10 protein-coding genes are annotated in these 14,661 nt (G+C 33.9%); all 10 read right to left on the reverse strand.

The genetic code is table 11. From position 1 onward, the window contains the following. Positions 1-123 precede the first annotated feature (123 nt). Positions 124-957, reverse strand: coding sequence for a hypothetical protein (locus tag MS2017_RS07685; RefSeq protein WP_122951822.1), 834 nt, complete (start codon positions 955-957; stop codon positions 124-126). 27 nt (positions 958-984) lie between these two features. After that, the gene (locus MS2017_RS07690; protein ID WP_122951823.1) at positions 985-1,782 is read right to left on the reverse strand and encodes a hypothetical protein; all 798 of its coding nucleotides are present in this window, start codon (positions 1,780-1,782) and stop codon (positions 985-987) included. A gap of 804 nt (positions 1,783-2,586) precedes the next feature. Continuing rightward, complete coding sequence (locus MS2017_RS07695; protein ID WP_122951824.1) at positions 2,587-3,159, reverse strand: hypothetical protein; 573 nt, start codon at positions 3,157-3,159, stop codon at positions 2,587-2,589. Positions 3,160-3,735: 576 nt separating this feature from the next. Further along, complete coding sequence (locus MS2017_RS07700) at positions 3,736-4,419, reverse strand: hypothetical protein (protein ID WP_139458309.1); 684 nt, start codon at positions 4,417-4,419, stop codon at positions 3,736-3,738. Positions 4,420-5,070: 651 nt separating this feature from the next. Next, entirely contained in the window at positions 5,071-7,338 is a 2,268-nt protein-coding gene (locus MS2017_RS07705; protein WP_122951826.1) for a DUF262 domain-containing protein, read from the reverse strand. 18 nt (positions 7,339-7,356) lie between these two features. Beyond that, positions 7,357-8,160, reverse strand: a complete 804-nt coding sequence (locus MS2017_RS07710; protein WP_122951827.1) for a protein kinase domain-containing protein — start codon at positions 8,158-8,160, stop codon at positions 7,357-7,359. Next, positions 8,138-9,514, reverse strand: a complete 1,377-nt coding sequence (locus MS2017_RS07715) for a DUF262 domain-containing protein (protein WP_241156918.1) — start codon at positions 9,512-9,514, stop codon at positions 8,138-8,140. The genes MS2017_RS07710 and MS2017_RS07715 overlap by 23 nt, the downstream gene beginning before the upstream one ends. 13 nt (positions 9,515-9,527) lie before the next feature. Further along, positions 9,528-10,322, reverse strand: coding sequence for a phosphoadenosine phosphosulfate reductase family protein (locus tag MS2017_RS07720; RefSeq protein ID WP_122951828.1), 795 nt, complete (start codon positions 10,320-10,322; stop codon positions 9,528-9,530). A 3-nt stretch (positions 10,323-10,325) separates the two neighbouring features. Continuing rightward, positions 10,326-13,595: a DUF6079 family protein gene (locus tag MS2017_RS07725; RefSeq protein WP_122951829.1), complete on the reverse strand. Its 3,270-nt coding sequence runs from the start codon at positions 13,593-13,595 to the stop codon at positions 10,326-10,328. Further along, entirely contained in the window at positions 13,585-14,436 is an 852-nt protein-coding gene (locus MS2017_RS07730) for a DUF4007 family protein (RefSeq protein WP_122951830.1), read from the reverse strand. The genes MS2017_RS07725 and MS2017_RS07730 overlap by 11 nt, the downstream gene beginning before the upstream one ends. Positions 14,437-14,661 lie beyond the last annotated feature (225 nt).

Consider the following 14,661-nt stretch of genomic DNA (forward strand, 5'->3'; position numbering starts at 1 on the left):
ATTCATGAATTTCCCAATCCACACTGACACCATTTTCAAAAATAAACCAAACAATCTAGCACCCATCCTCATCCCAAGTATTGGACTCATTAAATAAAGATGAATGCTGGTTGGCATCATTACTTACCCATCTCCCCCGCAAGCACCCTCAGGTTCAGGTACTGCTCGCCAGCCTCGGTTAAGATAATACTCATCGTTTGATACAGAACGAAGCTGAATTTCCTCCACACCTTCCTCTTTATATCTGTGAGCCATATCGTTTAAGAGTGACGACCCCGCTCCTTTAGGAAGTACCGTTTGATTGTCTGATAATGCCCTAGGGTTTGCTACAAGTAAATCAATTTTAGGTGCCCGCCCCTCTGCTCTTCCCACATAAGAGACGGCTTCTATCTTGCCTTTGTAAGTAGCAACATTGATTTCTTTTGGTGTTGCTTTATGGAGGCCATTATCTGTATACATCTTTATTAGCCCTGAAAATTGTTTAGACAGTTCAGCATTATTTCCCAACAATCCAATTTGCCCTGACCATTCACTTAAAACGGGTTCAACTTCCGCTTCATATAATGCTAGATCGACTTCTGAACTCAAATTGTAAGTTTTAAATTGAAAAGTATTCTGATTGTCCAATACTTTAATGAAGTTACCTGGGTTTAGCGGATCTTCTCTCAAAAAGTAAGGGGGGTAATCAGCAGCTGTATATTGATAATCCCGAAGAATCAGAATCATATCTGTACCAGCATAAAGCGAACTGCTGCAGAATATGGCTATCAATAACCAAGTTCTTAAAAAACCAAAAAAGATATTTCTAAATTTCATTAACACACCTCTAAAAATTCCTAATACAATAGAAATCATAAACTCCCTAATCCACACTGACACCATTTTCAAAAATAAAATAAATAATACAGTAGCTTCATTTGAATAAAGATAAATGCTTGGTTGGCGCCAATTATTCATATTTATGCAAAGGTCTCATAGTGTAACTTATCCACCCCCTCCACAGGCACCCTCATTCTCAAAATCGGAATCGGAATTAAAATTGGAATCAGAATCGGAATCGGAATCAAAGGAATCGGAGTTAAAGTTAGGGTCAATTTCAATTTCAGCTTCAGTTTCAGGTTTTATTTGCCAACCTCGCTTAAGATAATATTCGTCATCTACAGAATAAAGCCGAATTTTATCCACACCTTTCTCTTTAAATTCTTGAATCATACGGTTTAAGAGTGATGATCCTCCTCCTTTGGGTGTCGTCGTTTGATTCGTTATTAGTCCCTCAGGGTTTGCGACAATTGTCTTAATTTTAGGCTCCTCTAAGCCTACTACTTCTACATCTTCCGCATAGGACACAGCTTCTATCTTGCCTTTATAAGTGGCAATATGGACTTTTCCTAAAGGAAAGTTTTTGTCTAATTCCTTATTAATTTGTTCTACCATATATCGTGAGAAAGATGAAGCCCTGTCAGTCTGCTCTTGATACGGTTCAATTCCTTCCCCCCATTTAAGTAAAACAGGCTTCACTTCTGTTTCATATAATTTCATGTCATCTGCTAAATTTAAACTATAAGATTTAAACTGAAAAGTATTCTGCATGTCAACCACTTTAGTTATTTCACCCGTGTCTATATTTTTTTCAAAGAAGTAAGGCGGAAAATCACTGTCTACATAATGATAATCCTCAAGAATAAGAAACATACGATTATTAGCATAAAGCGAGCCACCGTAAAATATGGTTACCAATAACCAAGCTCTTAAAAAACCAAAAAAGATATTTTTAAATTTCATTTACACATCTCCAAAAATTCCCAACACGATTAAAAAAAATAGGAAATCATGAATTTCCTAGTCCATACCGAGTTAATACAGTGAAACCTTTGCATAAATATGGATGATTAGCAAAATTCAATTTTTGCCCACTTGGTAATTTTCTTAAACCTTGTCCTAGCAAAGCTAAGGCTGGGTTTAAAAAAATTACCAAGTGGGTAAAACGAGGATTGTTGATGATTATTCATATTTATGCAAAGGTCTCTCAATATAAAACCGCCATTTACCTAGTAACACCATTTTCAAAAATAAACCAAATAATCTAGCACCCACCTTCATCCCAAATATTAGCAGGAAAAATACCCATGCTATCAAGAAGTAGCGCAGGTGTTTTTGCTACTAATGCTTAGGCAATTATAAGCGTTGTTATTCATTGTTATTTTTGAAAATGGTATTAGCCCTATTAGAAATAGACCTTATAAAAAATTACAACTGAATAAAATTTGCCCTTTGTTTGACATTCATGCCTAATATAAAGTCTCATCTTGAAAATATGATTAACAGTGAGCAAAAATTGAGATCTTTGCATAAATATAACTAAGCAGTGAAATTCATTTTGTACGCCCTAGAAGGTTATTGTATAACTCTTTCTTTTAAATCTTGTGCAGCGAAGGTGCAATTACAAACCGCTCCCTGCGACTGGGTTTATCCCTGCCAGAGAACTGTCAAGTGTCGCCAGAAGAATTGCCAAGTGAATAAGAAAAGTGGATGTCTGATGATTGCTCATATTGACGCAAAGGTCGTCAATATGAGAACCTTCTGAAGTTAATGATTAAAATCAAAAATAATCCCTCCCCTTAGCCTCCTTAATTTCTTTGTCTTATTAACTAAAAAATTTAATTGTCTTATGCCGGCACTCATGTCATTATTCGCTATTGAAAGAGGCGTTTTTTCCATTGAATTAGTCAAATTACCGCCATCACTTATCGCCCCCTCAATCCTATCTTTACTCCGTTTCACCGTGCTAATTGCCTCCGCTTTGTCAACATTATTAAAGTCAACTTGATCTGTACTCCAGTGAGACGCTGCATAACTTTCCTTATCAGTTGACGCAGTTCCTTCGGTGTCTTTTATTTCTGTGTAAAATTTATACCCTGTATAAATAATATCACTCGCAGCATCACTAACTACCGAGCCAGTCATTATGACACCAACAACCAAAGGAGCCTTCCATGCATCGACATACTCAACACAGGCGCCTTCAGAGTCGCATTTGCAAACAAGAAAGTTTTCAATACCAATTGGCACATCAGCACTCTCTAAGCAAATATTATCAAGTGCGGTAGCATTGCTAGCAAGCAATATGTTTAATAAGAATAGTTTTATAATTAAATGCATTTATTTCTTTCCAATTAATGATTTTATTGTGGTAAAAATTTTGAGATTGTGACATAAAACCTGAACGCTATCTAAAAAAAATCAACGCTTACTCATTATTCATCAATCTTTACAAACCCCGTCAAAACTTACTTTGTAAAAATCGCTAATTCGATAGCATTCAACTTTTGACCAACATCCAAATCTAGCGAACTCAACCCATAAGTGCAACACTTTTATTTAAAAAATAGCCTTTACCAATCATCTTAGCAAAAACCTCACACAAGAGCCTCACTCTAACCATTCACTATACTCTATTATTCATTAAATCTGTCCCTTTGGTTGCCTTTTTTTACCAATACTATCTAAAATAACCCACAATCCATTGACTTAACAATAAAAAACCGTCATTAACCCTAACAAAAATTGCAACTTTTTACCAGAATACAACTCAACTGCCCAAAATTAGTTGTCTTGAATTTCTGGGGCAATGTAAAGATCTTATGTGGATAAAAATACCATAAAGATGAATGCCTAGCTGGCACCAGCATTTATTAAAATGGTGCAATTTATACTATTTTCAAAAATAAAATGGTATTATTCACCTCCCCCACAAGCGCCAGACTCAGGGACTCTTTTCCAGCCTCGGTTCAGATAATACTCGTCGTTTATAGAGTAAAGTTTAATTCTCTCCACCCCTCTTATTCGATATCTTTGAATCATATAATCCATGAGTGACGATCCCCCTCCTTTAGGAATTGTCATTTGACCCGTTACCATCCCATTAGGATTTGCGACAATAATGTCAATTTCAGGCACTTCCATCTCTGCACTGTCCGAATAAGCCAAAGCCTCTATATCGCCCTTGTAAGTGGCAACATGGATTTCTTTTGGAATGCCATTACCAAATTCTCGCTCAATATCGCCTATCATCTTCTTTGATAAGCGCCCAGCCGACTTGACCTCGGGTTCAATCGAATACTCCTCTTCTTCCCAATCCAGTAAAACAGGCTTGATTTCCATATCATAGGATTCAAAGTCATCTTCTGACTCTAAAACATAAGTTTCAAGTTGAAAATCATTTTTTGCATCATATACTTTAATTAAGTTACCTGTATTTGGATCTTTTCTAAAGAAGTAAGGAGAAGGATTACTGACTACATATGGATGACCCTCAAGAATAAGAATCATATCTCCTGCCGCACAAAGCAAGCCACTGTAAAATATGGCTACCAATAACCAAGTTCTTAAAAAACCAAAAAAGATATTTTTAAATTTCATTTTTACACCCCCAAAAATTCCCAGCACCATTTAAAAAAAATAGGAAATCATGAATTTTCTAGTCTACTAAGTTAATACAATAACTTCATTCAAATAAAGATACCATCAACAGCAAACCCAACCCACAAGCACAACACTTTTATTTAGAAAATAGCCTTTACCAACCCTCTTAGCAAAAACCCCACATAAGAGCCCCACCCCAAACATTCACCACACTCAATTATTCATTAAATCTGTCGCTTTGGTTGCCTTTTTTTACCAATACTATCTAAAATAACCCGCAATCCATTAACTTAATAAAAAACTGTCATTAACCCTAACAAATAATTGCAACTTTTTACCAGGGATACAACCCAACTGCCCAAAATTATTTATTTAAAAACCGCCTTGAAGTTTGTTCACTTTGCAGTAATTTAAACGCAAGTTTGGTTTTAAATGCTGATGTGTATTTGATTTGTTTTTTTTACTTCGATTTTTTGTTTGTTTTAATGGGTTGGAGATAAGAAAAATTAAACGGTTGTTTTGAATTGCTGGGGTTTTGCAATATATTCTTTTTAAAGATTTTCTTATTAACGCATTTAACTTTGATATGTTGTTTTATGCAAAATATAGGGTGCTATTCAACTTCCAAAACCATTCTTTTAGTTATTATCATTTTTCAAATCCTAGCCACTTTATTGCTAATTTACTCCAAATAATTGACCCTAAATTTTCAGTTCTTGCTTCTATAACCTCATCATTCCAACCTTCTAAGTTATCCAACGACTTTAAATATGGAAAGTGTTGAGATTGAACAAGAATTGATTCTGTACTTTCCCCAAATTTAACATTACTACTTCCTAAATGGGCTTTTTGCCCGTCTAGGGTTTCTGCAGACAAAGCTTTAAACATTAACTCTTTTTCTTTTAATGCTTTGTTACTTGCCGAACTATTAATGCTTTTTGGTAATAAAGTAAGATTGCCTAGCGTATGTTTCCTTTCATCGGACACACCATTCCAATTGTTTGTTTGTGGAGATATGTGTTCTATTGACTGAAAAAATGAATAATCAAAACCCTTATTTAAAGTTTCAGACACTCCACTTCTAGCCTCTTCCACTAAACCAACCCCTTGCTTACTTGGGGCAACGCCGTCAAATGCTGAAATCAGCATTATTTTGCATACTTCTTTACTCTCAGTATAAATATTAATATTCTTAATTTTACTTAACCATGTTTCTTGAGAATAAATTTCAGCCTTATCTGTTGCGCCCTTAAATAAAAAATATCTCAATGCTTTTTTTAGTTCTTCTAGGTTGATATTATCTGCATTCTTTTGCCTGCAAAAAGGCAATATTGCATCTTGCACCTTCTCAGATCCGTCGTCATCTCTAACGGTAGGAGCCTTTACACCTTTAGACATTAGTTCTCTATAGCAATTATCTATGCCTGCAGTCCCCGTTCTTGCCGACCTCCACAATACAAAAAATGCAGCAATGGCTTTAATTGCATTTGTGAAGTCAACAGCATTAGAATCCCCTGACAAAGACTTACTATAAAATCTAGACAAAAGTGCAATAGAAATAGTATGTTTTTTTGCTAAAAACTGCAAGCAGGTTAACGCTACTTTGTCATTTTTCAACTCATTCATAATAATTTCATCTGGGTTCTTATTTGACAAATTCCAAATATTATAAAATTCACTAACAATGGCTAAATTTTTAACAAAGTCTTCTTTTGTGTTAGTTTCCCTGTATTCATCACGCAGATATATTCTTTGCTCTCTTAATTTTTTAGATAATGCCTTACCATTTTCAGATAAAGAAAATGTTGTAATTAATTGATTGGTAGATGTGTCCCTTCTCTTTGGATCGAGTTTTAAATAAGCCTCTATTCGCTCCATATATGTTTTAGAATTAGAATCAAAATACTTCTCTAAACCAATATGCTCCACTACTTTAGGCTTAAAGGTCTCAAACGCTGTTAAGGGGTCTCCTGTTGTATTTAAAGAATCAAACATTTCAAAAGCATACTCTTCTTTTTTAGCAACAATGTCGGCAACAAATACTCTTTGTAAAACAAATCTAAGTATTAACAACAAGATAAACACCTCTTTCTGATCTTGATTGGTAGATATATCCTTGCGTATACCACTTTCTCCATCTGCACCTACAAATATAGACTCTTCTACATCTAAAAGCCCTGATTTTTCCATCATTATTTCATGAACATCCACCCTATCCCTTAAAAAGCCAGCAATAGATTTTTTAAAAACATCCAGGTTAAATTTAATTCCTTTATGGCTTTCTATATCTTTATCTGCATCATCAGCAGAATAAACAAATGTTTTTCTTCTGTTGTTATCATTAGCAACAAAATCTATATACTCTTTTAATAATCTAGCTATTGGTGAGCTATACCGTTCTTGGCTATCTGTTGCCCACTGATCGTCATAAGCTCTTATTATTTTAGGGTAATCTTTGGAGTCGTTTAATCCATAATTTTTAGGAGATTTATACATATTACCCACAAAAGTCAAGGTATCTAATACTCGACTCAATACCTTTTCATTATCTTTAGTCAATTTTTTTCTAATAGCATTATCAAGAGATATAACCAATAACAACATTGTTGTCAGCCTTTGCTGTCCATCAATAACAACCATAACTCTTGTTGGAGTTTCTCCTCTAACAATAGGCGCAATGGACTGATGTTTTATATCATGCATTGTTATAACCGACCCTAAAAAGGTAATATAATCTTCACTACCCCCTAATTGCTCTAACCCATAAACAATATCCTCCCACATTCGATTGATATCGTCTTTTTTCCATGAATAAGGCCTTTGGTAAGCAGGAATGTAAAAACATTTCTCACTCTCATCAGCAAACAATTTTTTCATGTTAACCGTGTCAACACTAAATACATTTTTTATATCCATAATTTTTTCCTTTTATAACTACCCTATAATTGCTTTATTAATTTGCTGGGCAAACTCATTTCCATCTTTTGGGCGTATACTTTTATCATTGTGTAATGCATCAAATATTGGTTTAAATAATTTTTCCGGCCCAGACCAATCTTCTTTTTTCAATATTCCTGTCGGGTGTGTCTTATTAACAATTAACCAAAATATTGACGCTAATTGAAATACATCAGACGATTTGCTAATATCGTCATTAATGCCACAATTAAGATTATTCGCTTCTGGGGACATCCAAAAAGCAGGCCCTACTTTCTCCCCATCTTTAGTAATTGAATCTTGCTTTGCATCGTCATCAAACTTGCACAAGCCATAATCACTCAACAACCACACTCCATTGGAAATTAAAATATTATCTGGTTTAATGTCCCTGTGAATGGCCTCTTTATGCAAACATGCTAACGCCTCCGATAGCCCTCTAAATTGAGCAAAATATTCTTCTTTGGCAAAATTTTCTTTATCTTTAAATAATTGTGTTAAATTTTTTTCGGCAATATTCATAACAATAAATGGGTATTTCTTGTATTCACCGCTGTCTATATATTTGATTAAATGCTTATGATTAATTTTTTTATTTAACTCAATTTCTTTATCAAATCTTTTGAGTCTCTTTTTTTGAAGTCTTGTCTGAAATTTGATTGCATACTCGTTACCTGTAGCCTCATTAACACACTTATACACCTCCGCATTACCGCCACTACCTATTGCTTCGTTAATAGTATAGATTACCCCATCTGTTTGCACCAACTCTGGGGCATCAAACTTTCTTAACATTTGCATAAAAACATTTAGGGCAAATAAATCGTGAATTTACTAGTTGATGGTTAAGCTCACTATCATCCCAATACAATAAATCTAAATCATTTGCTATTACTTGACTATTTTCATCATCTTCTTGATAAAAGTTACCTGTATTGCATTTGCCACAGTATAGGCTAGTAGGGCATCCATATTCTCCTTGCGATGAAGGTTTTATTTTTATCCAACTAAATGCAATTTCACTAAAAATTTTACATGTTTTTTGATTGTTTTCTTTTGCCCCATAAGTGCCAAGTAAAATGGATGATAAAAACTTGATTCGCCACTCTCTGCTAGCCTTAGAGTTTGCATCTGATAAGCACTTAGTAGCATATTCTCTAAACCGATTAATTTCTGAATTAGGATTAATATATTTATCCATCAAAGCCAAATCTATTCTTAAATTATCTAAATTTTTATTGACAATACTCAAACCATTTCTTTTTAATTGATTAATTGCAAAAAATAGAGCGTAAAAATCAGCTTTCTGTTTAAATCTTGTTTTACCAATAAATCCTTTAAATTTTAGTTCCTCATGGTAAATAGCCGTTATGGGTCCGCTTTGTCTAATGCATTCTTTTTCATTAAAAATAAGATGTATGTCTTTAAGTGTTTCAACAAATTCCTTCTCTATTTTGTCTTTTTCTTTAGTATCCCAATCAGCATAATTTCTATAAAAATCATCTAATGCATTCTTTTTATCTTGAGTGCCATCTATTAATCCTGCCAATAACTCTGACACATATTCGGCATCGCCAAACCTTCTTCTACTGGTGATAGTGAAAATTTTTGTATTATCGAAAAAGGAATTTACAGCTAGTTTTTCAGCTAATTCTAGGAAGTCACCAGGAAAATCAGAGCGCCTTAATTCTTGTTTATTGAGGACAGTAGAGTATTTATTAACACGCGAATATATCTCTCTAAGCTGCTCATCTGAAGCATCATTTATCTCATTAAAATCCAATTTATATCTAAGAAAAGTATTTTGTATGTTTTCTGGTAATTGACTAAATTTTTTATTGAAAAACTCTCCATTATAAGGCTTTTTCAAGGAAAACTCATTTCTAATAAACGACAAAATAGCCGTAATTCTTTGCTGCCCATCTATTACAGAACGATAAGGACTGTTATCTTTTACCACATTAGAGACAAATATTTTTGGCATTGGTATATTTTTTAATATAGTATCCATAAGCATTATTTGTGCCGCATTGCCCCAAACGAATTTTCTTTGAAAATCTGGCGCTATATCCAAACGATTATTGTCTGTCCAATCTCTTAAATCCAATATGCTATTAGTTGATGGTTGCCAATTAATTTGCTCAATTTTCTCCATAATACCTTCCTTTCTACAAACTACAAATCAAACAAGCCTGATCTTCGTCATCCCGCCCGTCTTCTATTAAAATATCTTGCCAAGAGCGATTATCTTTTTTCTCTGCAAGCTGTTTTTTTCTTTTTTTGCTGCTCGCCAGAATTTCATCTTTCTGCTCAACTAACTCTTCAAGCGTTATTCCTTGAATCCAAGTATAACCTTTGCCACCCTCTTGCTTTTCCATTTCGACCGCTCTCGCAAACTCTTTAGGATGTCGTTCTGCCAGACCCAGCCATTCTTCTTTACGCTGAAAGAAACAAAAGAAACAGCCTGAGCGGCTACGCCATTCATAATACTTAGGAATACCTACTGTTTCCCTTAATAAGTTAAAAATATCTTCCCTGACTAAACCATCTTCAATAAAGGGGAAAATTGGTTTAATATTTTTTTTACGACTAATGTAACCTTCGCGATTTTCATCGGCACGAATGCCAATATAAGAAATGCATTCATCATCACCAATAAACTCTTCAAAAGGGGCTAATTTCATATCTTTGGTACACCAGCGTTGTTGCGGCGATGGTAGCATTCCATCTTTCATTTTAAGGTGATGAAAAAAATCTTTTTCACTTCCCAGTTTTTTTATTTTCTTGCCTAAATAAATTTGTAATTTATCCAAAAAAGTATAAATTTCAGGCAACTCCACCCCCGTATCTGTGAAAAAATATTCTATCTCAGGGATTTTATTCTGCTGTTTGAGGTAGATTGCTAAGGCTGCACTGTCTTTGCCACCTGAAATACCCAATACATGTCTTATCTTTTTAGCCATTTTCTAAATAACTCTTAATGTTTGAGTGACTATCTTATTATCCGCTTCTTTTACCAATTCACCTACCACGCCTAATTTATCTTTCGTCCTTCCTAATAATTCTAAGATCTCATTTTTAATTTTTTCGTCCTCATGACTAAGATTAGAGTTTTGTATATGTACAGCATATAAATTGACAACCAAATTTATATTTTCTATCAATAACTTTTCTGCCATAACGGCATTTTGATCGCTCCAATTATTGATAGGCTTGTCAATAAGTGCCGATAAAATTCTCTCTAAATACTCATCAAGATTGTCAGAATCACAACTAATATTTTTTATGAAACCTTCAACTTCGTTATTAAAAGAGTACTTGCTCAAGGCGCACCCATAAGAAATAAGTTTTGGCTTTATTGCTTCTTTTTTGCTTTCATCTAATTTAGACGCAAGTATATTTATTTGCTTATCACGCATCGCTGGATAAGCGTTTTTAATTTCTTGCAAAGCAGTTTTTATTACCTCGCCAAATCCATCGGCAGTATTGTTATCAAAGCCACACACTTCTGGCAATTTTCTAAATAATAAGTCTTGGGGGCTTTTATTATTTTTAAAGGCATCTCTTACTTTTTGCGCTACCTTGGAAATACTCTCAGTTTGCTTGGTATAAGGTGGGATATTTTTCATAAATACTGCTATTGCTTGAAACAGTTTTAATGCATTTGGTGCTTTTTTACCATTCAGCAAACTGTTTTCATATTCTTGTAAAAATGATTGGGTAACGCCTTCTATTTTGAACTGCTGAAAGGTAAAGGTATCTGGGCGTTTTAAAAAACGCTCTAAATGTTCGGTTGTGAAATACGGCACATAAAAACGGTCTTCATAAACGGCAATTTCATCTTTATTAGACAAATAAACTGCGATATAAAAAATAGGTAATACTGGTTTTTTAATGCCAAAGGGGGGTGCGGTTAAAATTTCATCTAAAGTGGAAAGATTTTGCGCTTGTTCTTTGGCATTATTGAAAAACTTTTCTATTTTGTTCCACACTGTTAAATAATTTGAGTTATCTTTAGTAGGTGGTGCAATCTTCCAAACCTTTCCTGTCTTTTGATGCATGCCACTACTTTCTAAGATAGCCCTATACATGCTTTTTTCTGCGGGATATGCTTCAATACCTAAATCTTGTTTATCAGAATTATTTAATAGTGCTATTAATAATTTCTTGCGACCTGCATTCGCTTGAGCTGATGGGCGGTTTCTATTAATAAGCTCGTTTTTGATAATTGGGGTTTGGGGGTAAATATCTGCCAAGGTTTCGGAAAGTAACTTTTGAATGCCTCTTTTACTGTTTATGGACTGTTGGACTTTATTTTGATACCAGCAACAATCTGCAGGGGTTTCTACAATTTTATTAAGTTCATTGGTTACTTCTTTTTCAACATTGGCTGCATATGCTTTAAACTCTCTTTGCACTACTGGGTCTTGTTGGATAACTGAGTTATGCATTTTTATATACTCTAAAGCCGTTTGGTTTTTAATAACTTGTTTGATTTGCTCGCTGTTGTTTAGCAAAACGCAAATATCTTGCTGTGAAAAATACTGCACTAACTTGGTTTCAAAGGTTTCTTGGTCTTTTGAAGTGTCACTTAAGCAAAATATAATTCTTGGGTTTGTATACTGTTTAGCTTGCAATTTGTATGCTGATACATTAATAAAAAGTGGTTCAAAATAAAATAAACTGTGATGTTCAATAGAATATTTTTTTGCAACGAATGGCAAAAAAACTGAGATTTCATTTAATTTGTCTGCAACATTTAATGTGCATAATTGCACTTCTTGCTTGTTTAATTCAGCATTTATATCAAAATCACTACCTTGCCATACTCGATACTCATTATTAAATTTTCGGTAATAAACAATTGATTGCTTTTCAAGGTTTTGAATATTTTCCTCAAAAAGACTGTCGCATAACTTCAACAATGACTTTGATGCTGGAATTTTGCTAATGACATTTAACAAGCCAATGGTTTTAAGCAAATTCATTTCTTCTGTGTTGCTTGCTGAAAACCGCTCTATCGCACTATTGGCTTCAACCACTGTTCTTTGCACTTGCAAATCATTGGTTAGTATTTGACCTGTTAAAAAATAATCAAAAATATCTGCTGGTAGGACAAATTCCCCTACTGTCAGCTCGTCTAGTTTTTTAACTAATGACAAGGGTTCTGAGCCACCTAAATAATTAAACAAAGTCCTTTCATTTTGTGCCACTTTTTGGCATAAAGTAGGCAATAATAAGGCTGTTATTGGGTGCAATGGGTAACAATTTTCAAATAAATGATGGGCTGTTTTTGTATCAAGTGAAACAGGTAACAAATTGTTTTTTTGCAAAACTTTGACTGTGTTTTTTATTTCGGCTTGTATGGGCTTTAGTTGTATTTCGCTTAATTGATTTTGAAAAACTCGCCCCATAATATGTAACGATTGGGTGATGGTTTCTACAAATGATAAAACTTCATACCTGCCTTGTATTTTTGTCCATTCATTTTTAAGCTTGGTGTTTAAATTTTTGCCATATTGCTCAAAAGATTGGTGCAGCAAAACAAACAATAAAATATTGTTATTATAAGTTGCCTCTGCAAGTGTCTGCAACAAGAAAATATCATCACTTTCATGGCGAGCCGAATACTCTAAAAACTTACCCAACTCATCAATAACAATTAGCAATCCTTTGCCACCATTATTTTGAATATTATTTTGAACATTGACAACTAAATTACTTACTTTAGATGGTGATATCTTGTTACTGGATAATAATTTATCAATCGCCGTTAAACTTGTGTCGTCTGCTATATCTAATGTCTCATAATAATCAATAACGCTTATTTTTAATGTTTTTAAGAATACTGTAATAAGAGAATCTGGGCTGCCTGTAATTAATACCTCACAATAGCCGTTAGAGTTTTTTAGGTGCTTACTAATATTGATTGCAAAATTAGCGTTGTCTGTGCGTAATTTTTTACACGCTAATTTACTAAGTGCTGTTTTTGGATTGCCAAGTAAATGACTTAAATATAGGGCAAATGATGATTTTCCTGAACCATAAGAACCGATCAGCGACCATGCTTTATTGCCATTGGTCTTTTTCTGTGCGTTAATGACATTTTGAATATTTTGCATCGCTGTTGAAGTTAAAACATAACTTTCTAGCAATTCTTTGGCTGACTTATCTCTATCTAAATTAATAGATTTGGTTAGCGTTGTCTTAACAGAGATTAATTCATTAAGCCGCATAATATTCTTCTAAACATTTATAAGTGTCAATAGTAGTGCTTTTATGCAACTGAAAGACACCTGCATCTTCTCTTAAATGATAATCGCCATATTTTTGTGTGATTTTTTCTAAAATAGCGATTAACTCATCTTCTCTTATTTTTAAAGCGGGTGCAAATGCATTATCACCATACATTAAATCGTGAATAGAAACAGGCTTGTCGCCTTTAAATTGATCACCAATATTGTGAGCAATAACTTCAATTGGGGTATTTTTTGGGTCAAAAGAGAAATGGTATTTTCCATCAAAATGTTTGATTAAACCCAGTAAAGATAAAGGTGATTCTAGCATATCTTCTATTTGAGTTTTTGCTGATTTGTGTGGTGCATACATTCTTAGAATTACCTGGATATCCATTCTTAGCGTTTTTTCCGACCCCTTCCAGTTGTTTTCTTTTGCATAGGACAAAAAAGCACTTCCTGCCTCTTCTGCACTAAATTCGTTTTGATGAAAGTGATTAAACAACCAATAAATTGAAGTTGACAATTCTTTATTTTGAGCAAGCGCTAAATGCAACAACCACAAAGAAGCGTCATCCTCTAAATAAGCATCATTCTTATTTAAAAATTCGCCAAATTCAGTGATTGATTCATTGTCTATAACTTTAGTTGCCATTAGCCAATAACGAATAGCAGCAACCATATTTTTACCAACACCTAAATTAACTGTTGCATCATCCGAAGTAAAAACATCAGCTATTTTGCGAGACTTTTGAGTTTGTATTGCCTGAATACCTTTTGTTATCCAGCCATAACGAAGCTGAAAAGAACCGTGTCTGCCAATTGTAAAGGTATTGCTCATACATATTTTTAGGTAAAAAAACTCTATTAATTTTAACAGTAATTTGGCAAAAAAAATGACAGTATTTTTTTGAGTGCAATCCGATGCTTGTTAGAATTGATGGATAATGTTAAAAAATTTGGCTCCAACTCAGTAAAAAATAAATAATGCACACATCAAAAGCTTTGTATAAATACAAACACCATTCTCATCCCAAGCTCTGCTTGGGAATGCATATTACATAAA

Source organism: Bathymodiolus thermophilus thioautotrophic gill symbiont (assembly GCF_003711265.1).
Lineage (GTDB): Bacteria > Pseudomonadota > Gammaproteobacteria > PS1 > Pseudothioglobaceae > Thiodubiliella.